This is a genomic window from Streptomyces sp. NPDC055287, assembly GCF_053646035.1.
In genome coordinates this window covers 29,947-44,147 of sequence record NZ_JBSHNE010000021.1, presented here as the reverse complement: position 1 = coordinate 44,147, position 14,201 = coordinate 29,947, and the positions used below count along the sequence as shown (strand labels likewise).

15 protein-coding genes and 1 pseudogene are annotated in these 14,201 nt (G+C 67.8%); 11 read left to right on the top strand and 5 right to left on the bottom strand.

The window, feature by feature from the left end:
- Nucleotides 1-30: 30 nt before the first annotated feature.
- Together ACWIHY_RS27035 and yczE are read right to left on the bottom strand one after the other, a co-directional pair.
- Nucleotides 31-597 (bottom strand): NADPH-dependent FMN reductase, encoded by a 567-nt coding sequence (locus tag ACWIHY_RS27035; RefSeq protein ID WP_454378275.1) that lies wholly within the window; start codon nucleotides 595-597, stop codon nucleotides 31-33.
- Nucleotides 598-610: 13 nt separating this feature from the next.
- Nucleotides 611-1,261, bottom strand: coding sequence for a membrane protein YczE (yczE, locus tag ACWIHY_RS27030; RefSeq protein WP_454378274.1), 651 nt, complete (start codon nucleotides 1,259-1,261; stop codon nucleotides 611-613).
- 84 nt (nucleotides 1,262-1,345) lie between these two features.
- Between yczE and ACWIHY_RS27025 the strand changes: the two genes are divergently transcribed.
- From ACWIHY_RS27025 to ACWIHY_RS27015, 3 genes are all read left to right on the top strand, one after another.
- Entirely contained in the window at nucleotides 1,346-1,819 is a 474-nt protein-coding gene (locus ACWIHY_RS27025; protein WP_454378273.1) for a MarR family winged helix-turn-helix transcriptional regulator, read from the top strand.
- Between the two features lie 233 nt (nucleotides 1,820-2,052).
- Nucleotides 2,053-2,256, top strand: a complete 204-nt coding sequence (locus tag ACWIHY_RS27020; protein ID WP_454378272.1) for a hypothetical protein — start codon at nucleotides 2,053-2,055, stop codon at nucleotides 2,254-2,256.
- Nucleotides 2,257-2,419: 163 nt separating this feature from the next.
- Complete coding sequence (locus ACWIHY_RS27015; protein ID WP_454378271.1) at nucleotides 2,420-2,881, top strand: LppU/SCO3897 family protein; 462 nt, start codon at nucleotides 2,420-2,422, stop codon at nucleotides 2,879-2,881.
- A 560-nt stretch (nucleotides 2,882-3,441) separates the two neighbouring features.
- On the opposite strand, the gene ACWIHY_RS27010 is transcribed toward ACWIHY_RS27015, so the two are convergent.
- On the bottom strand, nucleotides 3,442-3,867 hold the full coding sequence (locus tag ACWIHY_RS27010; RefSeq protein WP_454378270.1) for a hypothetical protein: 426 nt from the start codon (nucleotides 3,865-3,867) through the stop codon (nucleotides 3,442-3,444).
- A 719-nt stretch (nucleotides 3,868-4,586) separates the two neighbouring features.
- Here ACWIHY_RS27010 and ACWIHY_RS27005 point away from each other — a divergent pair.
- Nucleotides 4,587-6,425: a glycoside hydrolase family 15 protein gene (locus ACWIHY_RS27005; RefSeq protein ID WP_454378269.1), complete on the top strand. Its 1,839-nt coding sequence runs from the start codon at nucleotides 4,587-4,589 to the stop codon at nucleotides 6,423-6,425.
- A gap of 99 nt (nucleotides 6,426-6,524) precedes the next feature.
- Here ACWIHY_RS27005 and ACWIHY_RS27000 read toward each other — a convergent pair whose 3' ends face one another.
- Complete coding sequence (locus tag ACWIHY_RS27000; RefSeq protein ID WP_454378268.1) at nucleotides 6,525-6,803, bottom strand: hypothetical protein; 279 nt, start codon at nucleotides 6,801-6,803, stop codon at nucleotides 6,525-6,527.
- Nucleotides 6,804-6,953: 150 nt separating this feature from the next.
- On the opposite strand from ACWIHY_RS27000, the gene ACWIHY_RS26995 reads away from it, so the two are divergent.
- The 3 genes from ACWIHY_RS26995 (at nucleotide 6,954) to ACWIHY_RS26985 (ending at nucleotide 10,295) form a co-directional block, all read left to right on the top strand.
- Entirely contained in the window at nucleotides 6,954-7,487 is a 534-nt protein-coding gene (locus tag ACWIHY_RS26995) for an AAA family ATPase (protein ID WP_454378335.1), read from the top strand.
- Between the two features lie 742 nt (nucleotides 7,488-8,229).
- Nucleotides 8,230-8,622, top strand: coding sequence for an MmcQ/YjbR family DNA-binding protein (locus ACWIHY_RS26990; protein WP_454378267.1), 393 nt, complete (start codon nucleotides 8,230-8,232; stop codon nucleotides 8,620-8,622).
- A 188-nt stretch (nucleotides 8,623-8,810) separates the two neighbouring features.
- Nucleotides 8,811-10,295, top strand: a complete 1,485-nt coding sequence (locus ACWIHY_RS26985) for a peptidoglycan D,D-transpeptidase FtsI family protein (protein ID WP_454378266.1) — start codon at nucleotides 8,811-8,813, stop codon at nucleotides 10,293-10,295.
- Between the two features lie 225 nt (nucleotides 10,296-10,520).
- On the opposite strand, the gene ACWIHY_RS26980 is transcribed toward ACWIHY_RS26985, so the two are convergent.
- Entirely contained in the window at nucleotides 10,521-11,690 is a 1,170-nt protein-coding gene (locus ACWIHY_RS26980; protein ID WP_454378265.1) for a serine hydrolase domain-containing protein, read from the bottom strand.
- Between the two features lie 492 nt (nucleotides 11,691-12,182).
- Between ACWIHY_RS26980 and ACWIHY_RS26975 the strand changes: the two genes are divergently transcribed.
- The 4 genes and pseudogenes from ACWIHY_RS26975 (at nucleotide 12,183) to ACWIHY_RS26960 (ending at nucleotide 14,142) form a co-directional block, all read left to right on the top strand.
- The gene (locus ACWIHY_RS26975) at nucleotides 12,183-12,779 is read left to right on the top strand and encodes a hypothetical protein (RefSeq protein ID WP_454378264.1); all 597 of its coding nucleotides are present in this window, start codon (nucleotides 12,183-12,185) and stop codon (nucleotides 12,777-12,779) included.
- Nucleotides 12,780-12,895: 116 nt separating this feature from the next.
- On the top strand, nucleotides 12,896-13,273 hold the full coding sequence (locus ACWIHY_RS26970; protein WP_454378263.1) for an STAS domain-containing protein: 378 nt from the start codon (nucleotides 12,896-12,898) through the stop codon (nucleotides 13,271-13,273).
- Nucleotides 13,270-13,596: pseudogene (locus ACWIHY_RS26965) on the top strand (STAS domain-containing protein); the annotation flags it as partial. The gene ACWIHY_RS26970 and the pseudogene ACWIHY_RS26965, both read left to right, overlap by 4 nt.
- Before the next feature lie 180 nt (nucleotides 13,597-13,776).
- On the top strand, nucleotides 13,777-14,142 hold the full coding sequence (locus ACWIHY_RS26960) for an STAS domain-containing protein (RefSeq protein WP_454378334.1): 366 nt from the start codon (nucleotides 13,777-13,779) through the stop codon (nucleotides 14,140-14,142).
- Nucleotides 14,143-14,201: the final 59 nt, after the last annotated feature.

Sequence of the window (14,201 nt, the reverse complement as noted above, 5' to 3'; positions counted from 1 at the left end):
TGCCCGCGACAGCCCGTTACCCATCGTCCGTCACACGGTGGCCGGCTGAGGCGCGGCGAGCAACGCCGCCACCCCGTCGAGGACGGCCTCGACCTGCCCGGCGAGGTCCGGGGTGCCCCGGAAGCGCTGGTCCGGGCCGACGCGCTCCTCGATCCCGGCAACGGACAGGGTTTCCGCCGCAGGGCGCATGCCCAGTCGCCCGAGCACTGGCCGGATCATCTCGACGGCGGGAGCGCCCCCCGAACCTCCGGCGCTGTAGCTGATGAGGCCCACCGGCTTGTCCTGCCATTCGCGGGACAGGAAGTCGAGGGCGTTCTTCAGTGGGGCGCTGAAGCCTCCGTTGTACATCGGCATGACGAAGACGAAGGAATCGGCGGCGCTGATCGTCTCGCTCCAGTCCTTCGTGTGCTGGTGGACGTAGCGACCGCTGGAAGGGTGCTCGGGCTCGTCGAGGAAGGGCAGCCCGACCTCGCCCAGATCGATCAGGGAGACGTCGAATCCCTCACGGGCCCGGGCGAGTTCGGCGATCCAGCGGGCCAGGGGGCGACCGGCGGACACGGGGCGTGTGCTGGCGGAGAGGATGTGCAGACGGGGCATGGCGGCGGATCCTTTACGGGGTGAGGGCGAAGCGGCGGATGGAGAGCTGGGCGAGCGGACCTATGGCCACGGCGAACAGAACGGTGCCCACGCCGACCGTGCCGCCCAGCAGCCAGCCGACGGCCAGGACCACCGCTTCGATCGCGGTGCGCGCCGCCCGGATCGAGACACCGCGGCGGGCCAGGCCGGTCATCAGTCCGTCCCGCGGGCCCGGGCCGAGGCCGGCTCCCACGTAGAGGCCGGTCGCCACCGCGTTGAGCGCGATACCCACCAGGAGCAGGGGTACGCGAACGGCGAGGCTGTCGGGTTCGGGCAGGAGACTCAGCGCGGCGTCGGCGGCCAGTCCCACGACGACGACATTGCTGATCGTGCCGATGCCGGGGCGTTCCCGCAGGGGTATCCAGGCCAGCAGCACCAGGGCGCCGACGCCGTTCACGACCCAGCCGAAGGGCAGGCCGGTGCTGCGCGAGATGCCCTGATGGAGGACGTCCCACGAGGGGACACCCAGGCCCGCAGCCACCAGGAGGGCGACGCTCACGCCGAACAGCGTGAGTCCCGCGTAGAGGTGCAGCAGTCTGCGCGAGGCCGGGACGCCGTGCACCTGCCGGTCCCGTGAACCCTGCCGGTCTGCTGAACCCTTTCGGTGAGGGGCGGTGAGCGCCATGAACGCCTCCATGTAGTTGACGTGTCACTCAGAAGGTAAGCCCATGTAAGTGACGTGTCAATCAAAGGCGCGTAGGGTGGAGACGTGAACCAGGACCAACGTTGGCTGACCGATCGCGAACAGCGCGCATGGCAGGCGTACCGCCGGATGTTCCTCCTGCTCAACGCCCAGCTCTCGCGCGACCTCGCACGAGACAGCGGGCTCTCTGAGCCCGACTACGACGTCTTGTCCACGCTGAGCGACAGTCCTGACCACCGTCGGCGGATCAGCGAGCTCGCGGACCGGATGCTCTGGTCCAGAAGTCGCGTGTCGCACCATCTGGCCCGCATGCAACAGCGGGGACTGGTCGTGCGCGAGGAATGCGAGACGGATGGCCGGGGCTCGGTGGTCACCCTCACCGACGAGGGGCTGCGGACGATCGAGGCGGCGGCGCCACCGCATGTGGAGTCGGTGCGCAGACACTTCATCGACCTGCTGACCCCGGAGCAGATCGACGCGTTCGCCACGGTCGGCGAAACCGTCGTCGACCGTCTCGGCGGCGCCAAGGACCGCCCGTAGATCTCTGGAATGGCCGGAGGGCGCGTCGAGCGGGTGAAGGGAAAACTCACCCGAACCCCGGGGAGTCGACCCCGGGTGCAGCCTGCGAGGCGGCCGGACCCTTCGCCGTCCTGTGGCCCACCCTCGAGCAACTCCACGCGAAGGTAAAGGCCGTTGGCAGCTGAGCGAGAGCGCGCAGCACATCGCACGGGCAGTGCAGACGACACGGGAGGGGGTGTGGGATGTTGTCGGTCGTGGACGGTGAACACTTCACCGTTACCCAACGGGCCGGCAACAGTGGAGTGTTTGACTTCGCGTGGGAATCGGGCCCGAACGCGGCGTATGGCTTCACGGCTGCGGTGCACGGGGGAGTGACGTTGGGTGCGGCGGAGCTTGAGGAAGCCGCGCGAGGGTTCCTGCGACAGGTGGACCCCACCACCGGGTACATCGCGGAATAGGTCCTTACGCCGACGCTGTCAGTGATGGCAAGGAGGCATGGGCTCGGCTCCCGTTGCACACGAACCAGGGTGGCTGGTGGGCCGTCAGATGTCGAAAGGTAGCCTTCATCGGTCAACGTCTCGTTGGCCCTTCCTTCTCGCACATATCCCACGGGGGACCACCATGTCCGCACCGCCGCCCTATCAGAACCACCCGCAGCAGCACCCGTACGGGCAGCCCCAGCAGCCGCCGCCGGGCGGCCCGAACAGGCCGCGGCAGGTGAGTCCGCTGCAGAGGTTGCTCGGCCCTCTCCTCGTCCTGGCAGTCTTCGGTGGCGTGGGCTACTACGTGTGGGACTACAACACCAATCCCAACGGCGGCCAGGCGAAGAAGGAAGCCGCAGGGCGCGCCCAGTACGAAGAGGACAAGACACACGCGCCGGAGCCCGGCGACTGCGTCGAGATCAAGGACCCCCAGGGCGAACCGGTGCCGACCATCGTGGACTGCGACTCGCCCGCAGCCCAGTACAAGACGGGCGAGATCCTTCCCGGCCAGGACATGAAGTGCGGGCCGAAGTTCGACTACGGCATTCAGCACACGGAAACCCGCGGGTTCGACTACACGATGTGCTTCAACAAGCTCTGACCCCACAGCTTCATAAGGGGGCGTCGCTCCACGCCTCCGGACGGCGCGCGGTGCGGTGTCCGGTGGGCTCACAAGCAGAGTGCACGGCGCTCGATGCCACAACCAGCACGCGGACAGCGCTGAACCTCCTGGAGCCAGGCTGCCCGAACGACAGCTACGACCTCATCGAGTGGGAGGACCAGCAGGCTGAAGCCCTTGAAGGACTTTGGGAATTTGAGAATAGGCCGGAAGAACTCAAGGGCGTGGGCTCTCGAGTCATCCCCTGGGCGACCACAGACAACGGTGAATGCCTCTACTGGCTCGTGCGGCCAGATACCGATCCTGCCGAGTGGACCGTCATGGTGAACGAAGCACGTGGTGAACGCTGGGAGCACCATCAGCTCACAGCCACACAATTCCTGGCGGACGTCCTCAACGGCGACTTGCGCTCCAGTATCCTGTCCTCTCGATTCCCCCCGGGCGCACATCAGTTCCGCCCGCTGTGGCCAGTCCGACTCGCTGCTCTCGGCAAGGTCCGTTCTGGTTGTGCGGGGTGTCGTTCTCGCGCCTCATCGGTCGCATCAGTCCTGCAACAGGTACGGTTCGCTCCGGCCCCTGCATGCGGGCCCCGGCGCAGCCTGCGTCGATGTGTACGCCGCCGACCGGTCGTGTGGGTCATGTCGTCCGGCATCCAGCGCAAACGAAATCGAAAGGATCCGGCCGAGCGACGTGCGGAAATCGTCGCCTCGGCCGCCGGTATCGCCCTGACCGAGGGACTCGAGTGCATCACTCTGCGGCGGATCGGCGAGGAGCGCGACATACGCCCGGGACTGATCAGCCATTACTTCCCCGTCGTGGACGACCTGGTGGCCGAGGCGTTCGGCGATGCCGCGAGTGCCGAACTCGACGCCCTGATCCCGGCCGAGCAGCCCGACGCGGCACCTCGCCCGCTTCTTCGCGCACGCCACAGGGGAGGCGTACGACAACATCCGCCGGCTGTGGCTCAACGCCCGGCACCTCAGCCGCTACCGACCGGTCCCGTCCGACCGCGTCGCCGCTCAGGAAACCGTTTGGCGTGCACGCCTCGAAGGGCTCATCCGCGACGGTGCCGAACGAGGCGAGTTCCGCACGGACGGCCCCCTGGTCACGGCCATCAAGATCCTGGTCGTCCTCGACGGGCTCGGCGCCCACGCCAATACCGACACCAGCAACCGTCCGACGGCCATTCGACACATGGCCCTCGCCACCGCAGAGCGGGGCCGGGAAGCCGGCAGCGGGGTGCGATGGGATGTGGGCCGCTTGCAACCGGCCCACAAGCTCGTCCCGGCACGGGGCCAACACACACTTGCCCGGGTGGCATGGGCTCCGCCAGCCTAGAGCAAGGTCCGTGCCCAGGTCATCGACGGCAACGGCATCTGGTACCTGCTGCGCGACAAGCCCGTCTGGGTTGCGGCCCGGCACGTTGAAAACACCGGACAGGTCCCCCTGTCCAAGGATGCGGAGCCTGCGCAGCCCCAGGGCTGAGAGCCGCGGGGAGGTTGCCACACACATGATCTAACAGGGCGCGGGTGCTCAGTTGATGCCGTAGGGCTGTGAGGCCGGCTCCCCGCAAAGTGACCACGCCCGGCCGGACCGTCCCGCATGCAGGGCGCCAGACCGTCCCGCATGCAAGGCGGCGTACCCCGACGTAGCGTGAGGAGACGGGCGAGCTCGCGAAGGGAACGCCATGCGCCGTTACCCACCGATCGCCGACCACGGACTCATCGGCGACCTCCGGACGGCCGCGCTGATCTCGTCGGACGGAGTTCTCGACTGGTTCTGCGCACCACGCTTCGACTCGCCCAGTGTTTTCGCGGCCCTGCTCGACCACGACCGGGGCGGCCACTTCGCCATCACCCCGGAAGCGGACGACACGACGACGCGTCAGCTCTACCTCGCCGACACCGCCATCCTGGTGACGCGGTTCATGACGGAGGAAGGCGTCGGCGAGGTCGTCGACTTCATGCCGCTCGATGACGCCGACGACCCCGAAGGCCGCCACCGCATCATCAGGGTCATGCGCGTAACCCGCGGCACGATCCGCTTCCGGCTCTCCTGCCGCCCCCGGTTCGACTACGGCCGCGGGGCGCACCAGCTCGACATGGACCAGGACACGGTCCGCTTCACCGGTCCGGACACGACGGTCTTCCTGCACATCGGCCGGGACGTGGCGGAGCCCGTGGAACTGGTGCACGAGGAACAGGACGTACGTGCCGACCTGACGCTCCGCCAGGGACAGCGGGCGGCGGCGGTACTGACCGTGTGCCCCGGCCAGGACGCCGAGCCCCCGCCGCGACCGACCGAGGCCGCCGTCCGGCACGACTTCCGGACCACGTACGACCACTGGCACCGCTGGGTACTCCGCAGCCGGTACCGGGGCCGCTGGCAGCAGGTGGTCAACCGTTCCGCGATCACGCTCAAGCTGATGACGTACGCCCCCACCGGCGCGCCCGTGGCCGCCGTCACCGCCGGGCTCCCGGAACGCCTGGGTGGCGAACGCAACTGGGACTACCGCTACACCTGGGTGCGGGACGCGTCCCTATCGGTGAAGGCGCTGCTGGACCTCGGGTACGAGGAGGAGGCGAACGCCTTCCGGCGCTGGCTGGGCGCGCGCGTCGCGGCGGGCGCGACGGTCACGGGCGAGCCACTCCAGATCATGTACCGGGTGGACGGCGACCCGCACCTGGGCGAGGAGGTCCTCGACCACTTGGAGGGCTACCGTGGCTCAGCTCCGGTACGGGTCGGCAACGACGCCGCCGGCCAGCTCCAGCTCGACATCTACGGCGAGGTGGCGTACGCGCTGAGCCACGCCCACGACGTGGCCCAGCTCGCCGGGTACGACGGCTGGCGCAACCTCAGTGCCCTGCTCGACTGGCTGGCCCGCACCTGGGACCGCCCCGACGAAGGCATCTGGGAGACCCGGGGCGGCCGCCGCCACTTCACCTTCAGCCGCCTGATGTGCTGGACGGCCTTCGACCGAGGCATCCGTCTGGCCGGCGAGCTGGCCCGGCCCGCCGATGTCGCCGGGTGGACCGCGGCCCGGGACGCCATCTTCGAGCAGGTGATGGAGCGAGGCTGGAGTGCCCGGCGCGAGGCGTTCGTACAGCACTACGACAGCGAGGTCCTGGACGCGTCCCTTCTGCTGATGCCGGTCGTGGGGTTCCTCTCCCCGAAGGACCGGCGCTGGCTGTCGACCCTGGACGCCATGGAGGCCGAGCTGGTCTCCGACAGCCTCGTCCACCGCTACGACCCGCTCGCCTCACCCGACGGGCTCCGCGGCGACGAGGGCACCTTCTCGCTGTGCAGCTTCCTGTACGCCGGGGCCCTCGCCCGCGCGGACAGGCTGGGTATGGCGCGGTACGCGTTCGACAAGATGCTCACCTACGCCAACCACGTCGGCCTCTTCGCCGAGGAGATCGGGCCGACCGGCGAGCAACTGGGCAACTTCCCGCAGGCGTTCACCCACGTTGCGCTCATCATGGCGGCGCTTGCTCTCGACGAGGAGCTGGACCGCGCGGGCGACTGAGCCGTGTCCCGAGGGGGCGCCACCAGGTCGCGCGGCCACTCCCACCGCAGTCCACGCTGCTCGTGAACCGTGGCTGCCCTCTTGGCCACTCCACGACTGTCACATCAACGGCACGCATTGCCAGTAATGCGAGGAAAAGGTCCAGTCGTCGGCGCGAGAATGGACGAGTCTCTGGCTGCCCCCGGGGCAGCCTTCCCCGTTCAGCAGACGTGTGTCAATCAGCAGACTGTTGACCGTGTGACCTTCACGCTCGAGATATTCTCTGATGAACTTCTCCGGAGCCGCGAGGAGCGCACTCATCTCTCCCTCGTCCAGCTCAACGTCGAAAACATCGACGTTCAACATTTCTTTTTGCTCAGTGCGGGTCAGACTTACCATGGGATCTTCCTTCCGGTTGGCTTCGGCCCCTCTTATCGTGAGCCAGGTCGCGCTGTTCGCAACTCAGCTCGGCGATGCCGGCACCGCGCCTGGCTGGTCGACGACAAGCGTCGGTCGGCAGGCGGCGCTGCCGGTAGCCTCGTGCGGGTGATGGTGGGCACCGAGAACACGAGGCTGGTTGTCCTGCGGGGGAACAGCGCTTCGGGCAAATCGTCGGTTGCCGCCGGCATCCGGGCCCGCTTCGGCCGGGGCCTGGCCCTTGTCGGCCAGGACAACCTCCGCAGGATCGTCCTGCGTGAACGCGACCGGCCCGGAGCGGCGAACATCGGCCTGATCGACACCGTCGCCCGCTACGCCCTGGACGCCGGATACCACGTCGTACTCGAAGGCATCCTCTACGCCGACCACTACGGGGACACGCTCGCCCAGTTGCGCGCCGACCATCGCGGCCCGACGCACGGCTACTACCTGCATGTGCCGCTCGCCGAGACGCTCGCCCGGCATGCCACCAAGCCCATTGCGGACGAGGTCGGCGAGGCGGACCTGCGCGACTGGTACCGGCACCTCGATCTGCTGCCGGGCGGTACCGAGACGGTCATCGGCACCGACAGCACCCTGACCGAGACGGTCGACCGCATCCTGTACGACACGGGACTGGCCGGCCTTCCCGCGCTGGACCGCTGACAGCACGCCGCAGGCGTCACGATGGCCGCGATCGCTTCGAGTCGCAATGACTTGATTCAGATTTCCACAGTCGGTGGCGTACCTCAGCAGGAGCGGCGGACGCGACCCCGAAGTCCTGGCACGCGGGGCAAGTGAGCTCCATCGCTATCATGAGCGGTTCCTCGTCCGTCCAGTGACGCTGAGCGGCACGGCGTACCGGCGGCTGGAGTGCGGACATATCTTGGCTTGGTTACGGTTGATTCAGGGGCTTGCGTCGCTCTCTTCCGGGAGACGCCATGGATCCCCAAGCGAATCTGAGGGACGCCCAGCGCGAAGCCTTCAAGCAGAACGCAGCCGATTTCGCTGAGTTGGAGAAGCACAAGCGGCGGTCCATGAGACTGCCGACGCATGCGTGCAGGACGCAGGTTATGAGCCGGGCGACCTCCTGTACTGCTATGTCTGCACGTGCTCGAGCTTCGATCCTCCGGAGGAGGGCGACGAGCGTGCGCGGGACTTCTGTGGACACACGGCCATGCAGCACGCTTGAGTAATCGTTGGGGCAGGGGGTCGCGTAGAGCACCGTGATCCTCGTGTCCGTCTCTTGCGTTGAGGTGGCGCCGACGAACCACGACGTCGTCCGCGCGATGCGAGCCGACTCGTCGGATCCGGTGCGGCTGCTCTTGCCGGATGCCCTCGCTCGCTCCGGCTAGCGTGAGAAGCGGCTGTCCGGGTGAGGCAGGGTGACTGGGTAGGAGGAGGCGTCGTGAAGGCTCCGGTGCGCAAGTGGGAGGCGGTGCGGGCGTTCGCTCTCGGGCTGCCGGGAGCTGTGGAAGAGTTCCCCTGGGGCCCCGATGACTGCGTAATGAAGGTCAACAGGAAGATCTTCGTCTTTCTCGGCAACGCCGAGGGGCCCCAGCCCCCGGGTCTCTCCGTCAAGCTGAAGGACGAGGCGCTGCACGGCCACGCGATGACCGCGCCGGGGGCTGAGCCCACCGGTTACGGACTCGGCAAGGCGGGCTGGGTCTCCGTGCCCCTGGGGGAGAAGGGAGCGCCGGCGGCCGAGGTGCTCTGTGAGTGGGTGGAGGAGAGCTACCGGACCGTCGCCCTCAAGCGGCAGGTCAAGGAACTCGACGCACGGATCGAGGCAAACGGCTAGGCGAGCCGCACGGCGCCGAGCCTGGCGCGCAAGCCGTACGGAAACGCCTGGATCCACAGGGGTTGAGGTTGGTCTCGTCCTGCTGGGACGCCTCTGTACGCAACCAGACCTTCATGTTCATCGTCTTTCCCCAGAAGATCTTTTCGGACACGCATGCGGTGGAGCGGGCGTGGAGGGGTGGGGCATCAATGAACAGGCCGCTGAGACGCGTGGCGATTTTCTGCGGAATCCTGATCACGGCTCTGCTGCTGCGGGTCAACTGGGTGCAGTTCGTACAGGGGGAGTCCCTCGCGCAGCACGAGAACAACCCGCGGGTGAAAATCGCCCAGTTCGCGGAGCCCCGCGGGGACATCATTGTCGGCGGCCGCCCCGTGACCGGCTCGAAGGAAGTGGCCGGGCAGGACTTCAAGTACAAGCGGACCTTCACGGACGGGCCCATGTACGCTCCCGTCACCGGATTCGCCTCGCAGGCCGTGGGGATGTCCCTGCTGGAGAAGACATACGACTCGGTGCTCAGCGGCCAGGACGACCGGTTCGCGTTCCAGCGTGCGCGGGACCTCCTCACCGGAAAGCCGCTGCGCGGCGGATCCGTCGTCACCACCATCGACCCCAAGGCGCAGAAGGCCGCGTACAAGGGGCTGACCGACCTCGGCGCGCGCGGCGCTGTCGTCGCCCTCGAACCGGACACCGGCAAGGTGCTCGCGCTGGCCTCCGCGCCGTCGTACGACCCGTCGGTGTTCGCCGGGGTGACATTCAAGGAGGGCGACCGGTTCAAGGCGCTGGACGCCGACAAGAGCAAGCCGCTGGCGAACCGGGCGCTGCGTGAGACCTACCCGCCGGGGTCGACCTTCAAGATCCTTACGGCCGCCGCCGCCCTCGAGCACGGCGTGGTCACAGACATCGACGCCCCGTCCGACGCGCCGTCGCCGTACCCCCTGCCGCTCTCCACGAACCGGATCGGCAGCGAGGCCGGTGACGGGGTGTGCGACAAGGCGTCGCTGAAGACGGCCATGCAGTACTCCTGCAACAACGTGTTCCTGGACGCCGCGTCCAAGCTGGGACCGGACAAGATGAGGGAGACGGCGCAGAAGTTCGGCTTCAACGAGGACGTCTACTCCGAGGACTTCGGCGACCTGCTGGCGTACAAGAGCCTCTACCCGGAGCGCCTCGACAAGCCGGGCACTGCGCTGACCGGTATGGGCCAGGGAAGTCTCACCAGCACGCCGATGCAGATGGCCATGGTGACGGCCGCCATCGCCAACGGCGGCAAGCTGATGCAGCCGTACATCGTCGAGAAACTGGTCGGTCCCGACCTGTCGCCGATCGAGGAGCACGAGCCGAAGCTCAAGAGCCAGGCGATCTCCGAGGAGACCGCCGGCAGCGTGCGCGAGATGATGGAGTTCACCGCCCGCGAAGGCAGTGCCAAGGGCGCGCTGATCGACGGCATCACCGTCGGCGGAAAGACCGGCACGGCGCAGCGCGGCACCAACGTCCGCGACGAGGTGCCGTACGGCTGGTTCGTCTCGTACGGCAAGAATGCCGACGGTGCCTCGGTGGCTGTGGCCGTCTTCATCGACCCGACGGACATGGACATCTCGCGCGGCGACATCTCCGGCGGCAAGCTGGGCTCCCCGATCGCCAAGCAGGTCATGCAGGCGGTGCTGACCAAGTAGTGCCGGCACCCTCTCGGGGCGGCCCTCCCCGTTCCTGGAACGCATCCGCGTGCCAGTCCGGCCGGGGCGGGCACCCTCGCACCGGCCGGACGAAGTGAGCGGGGACAAAGCGTACGCATCACCGTGACAAGAGGGCGCACGCCTTGCACGACACCGTGAACGTTGCTGCCGTACGTCTCTGGCCCCGCCCCTGACCCCCGCCGGACAGTCGCCAGGAGGCGCGGTTCAACGGCACAGGGCCGTGTCCACGACACTCTCGAGATGCTTCGTGGCTGCGCCGTCGGTCGGGATGCTGGTCATCGCGACACTGGCGGCGCGGCCGTCGTCGGTGACTCCACCCCGGGTTTCGTATCCCTCGATGTCACCGCCGTGGCCCCAGTAGACACCGCCGCACGACAGCGGCCTGCTCATGAGCCCGAGTCCGTAGCCGGCGCCGGTGTCCCCGAGAGGAACGGTGGTGCGCATCTGGGTGAGCTGGGCCGCCGGGAGGAGGCGGCCGGCCAGGAGCGCGGTGAAGAACCGGTTGAGGTCGGAGTTGGTGGAGATCACCTGGCCCGCCGCCCAGGCCGCGGAGGGGTCGATTTCCGTGACGTCGCGCAGAGGCGCGCCTGCTGCATCCCCCCGGTAGCCCTTGGGATGGGGTTCTCGGATGGTCATGTCACCGGGGGCGGGGAAATAGGTGTGGCGCAGCCCGATGCGTTTGATGACGCGGCGGTCCATCTCCTCGGCGAGGGGCCGGCCGGTGACCTTCTGGACGATCAGGCCGGCCAGCACGTAATTCGTGTTGCTGTACTTCCAGTCCGTCCCGGGGGCGAAGTCGGCCTTGCGCTGGAGAGCGATGTCGAGCAGGTCGCGGGGTTCGAAGTACCGGTGTTGAAGGATGTCGTCCTCGACGTACTTTTCGTAGTCGGGAAGTCCGCTGGTGTGCTGCAGGAGCTGACGGACGGTGATGCGGCGTCCGTCGATCCCCTCCCCACGGACGAGGCCCGGCAGATAGGTGTCGACCGTGGCGTCGAGGCCGATCCTCCCTTCACCGACCAGTTGCAGCACGACCACCGCGGTGAACGTCTTGGTGCTGCTGCCGATCCGCACCTGACCGTCCTTGGGCACCTTCGAGCCGGTGGCCAGGTCGCCCACCCCCGCGGTGTACGTACGAGTGCGGCCCCCACGGTCCTTGACGCTCGCCAGCGCAGCGGGCAGGCCATCGGAGTGCACCAGCGCGCTCAGGCCCTGCTGGACGGTGTCCGGCCTGGCGGCAGCGGACGCCGCGGGCGGCGCCAGAACACCCGTCGTCATGACGCCCACGGCCACCGCGGCCGCGACCGGCACGGCTCTGCGCCGACCGCCCCGCCGCCGCCCGGAAGAACGAAACCTCTGCCATGCCTGCTCACGCACGAGCCAACTCCTACGGAATCGTCGGGAAACCAGCGGTATGTGCTGGGCCCAGCTTTTCTGGAGGCGACCGGCCGGGACGATCCTGCTACCCGCCCAGCTCCAGGTAGGGCTAACCCCCGGTACGCCCAGCCGACTGGGCTGGGCGTCACAGTCCTTCTCCTGGCAGACTCCCGGACGTCGGGTCCATGCCCGCAGTCGGCTCGTCCAGGAGAAGCAGAGGCGCCTGCTTGTACAGGCCACGGTTTACGGCAGATCGGCGATGACACGATCGGCGTCGGAGGCTCGCGCGGCGTCCATCTCGCGCAGGTGCTCTTGCCTGAGCCATTGCTGTGTCTGCCGAGCGCAACTGGCCCTGCTGGAAGGTCACTTGGGCATGTCGCAAAGCTCAACGAGGTCCGTACGCGCGGATGTGGGTAAGGCCCGTCTTTGAGCGGCCTTCGTGTGCGACGGCATCAGTGATGAGAGACTGCGCTGATCCGGGGGAGGGGCACGGTGGACGAAGCAGTCGTGACGGCGCTGATCGCCGCAGGGGCCGCGATCGGCGGCGGAATGGTGACGGGGCTGTTCACCCTTCTCGCCGCGAAGAAGCAGGCGCAGGCCGCCGTGGACGCCGCCGCGCGGCAGGCGGCAGCTGCCTGGGCGGCCGGCGAGCGCCAGGCGGCCGCTGCGTGGGAGGCCGGCAGGCAGCAGGCGGCTGCCGCGTGGGACGCCGGGCAGCTCCAGGCCACGGCGCAGCTCGATGTCGCGCGCAGGACCCTGAACGAGCAGATGCTCGCCGGTCAGCGTGATGTGCGGCGAGCGGCCTACGTCACCTGCCTGGGCCGTGCCGACACGGCTCACAAGGCGTATCTGGCCTGGCAGAACGCCCTCGGCAGCGCCAATGAGTCGCCGTGCCGACAGGCTTACGACTCTGCCGTGGGCGCGGTGGGTGAAGCACTCGACGTGATCCGCCTCGAAGGTCCCGGGCCCGTGGCAACTGCGGCGGAGGCCCTGAAGGACTCACTCGGCCCCACGGCTCCCGGAACCCGGTATTCCACTGCGCAGGAAGCCTTTCTGACGGCGGCTCGCGCGGCGCTCACCCCCACGTAGCCTGTACTGGGGCGGGTGCGATCCGCATGGTCGCGGTCGATCGAATTCCCGCTTGCCGCACATCAGTTGCGTGACAAACTGATTCGCTGAGCTGAAACGCATGAAGCGGGGGCCAGGTGGACGACTATTCGGCTTCGGTCGAGCACATCACGGATGAGGTCACTCTGGTGAGCCTTGCGGGCTCCTTGGCCAACGACAATGCGCCCACATTGCGCATCCTTCTTGTCGATTTGGTGCGCCAAGGGCGATTCTCCCTGATTCTCGACCTGAACGCAGTGGGCCATCTCGACAGCGGTGCGCTCGCCGTGATCGTCGCCGCATTGAAACGCTGCCGGGCGCATCACGGTTCACTGGCTTTGGTGGCCGCAGGTGGACGCCCACGGAAGTTGCTGCGCACCCTCGGCGTCGACCACCTCATCACCGTGTCCGAGAGCGTGCCGCGCGCATTGGAACTCCTTGGCAGGGTCCCTCCCCCTCCGCCGGTGGCGCCGTGACAGATCTGAAGGTGTCGTACGAGCATCTACCCGGAGGCGTCACTCTGGTCCGGGTCGGGGGTGACGGGCAAGGTGGCGCGCTCGACCTCTACTCCGCACCTGTTCTGCGCAACACGCTGTCGGACCTGGCGGATGGGGGACGGCTGATCCTGGCCGTGGACCTGAGCACGATGGACGACATCGACGGCACGGGAGCGGCGGTGCTGGTCGGAGGCCTGAAACGGGTTCACTTCAAGGGCGGCGAGCTCGCGTTGGTGGTGACGAGCGAGCGGGTGCGTACCAAGCTGATCGCTTGTGGCCTCAATAGGGTCTTCCGCATCCATGACACTGCGGTGAGCGCGGTCGGGACGCTCTCGGCCGACTTCGCGGAGACGACCGTCGAGGAGAGACTCGCGGCGATAGAGGCGAGGGCCGCCCAGCGACTCCGGACCAAGGATTCCGGAGCCGTCGTCTCCGTCACGACCGGCAGCGTCGTCGTATCGGGTGACTTTTCGTACGAGCATCTGTCCGAGGACATCACCCTGGTGAAGGTCACGCTCGAAGAGATGGACGTCTACACCGCACCGCGCATACGCCAGGCACTGTGGGACCTGGTCAACCAGGGCAGGCACTGCCTGGTTGTGGACCTGACAGCAATAGAATATCTCGACTCGACAGGGCTGGGCGTGCTCGTCGGAGCGTTGAAGCGCATCCGCGCCCACGACGGCTCCATGGCCCTGGTCGTGTCGTCCGAGAACGTGCTGAGTATTTTCAGAACTACCGGATTGGCCACGGTGTTTTCCCGGTTCGACACAGTCGACCGGGCTGTTGAGTTCCTCGGGCGAGAGTCCCCAGGGACGCAACTCGGCAGGAGGCTCGGCGCGGGCTGATCTCGCCCCCTCCGCATAGGATTCGGGTCGACGTGAAGTGCTGCGCGACGGGAGGCGAC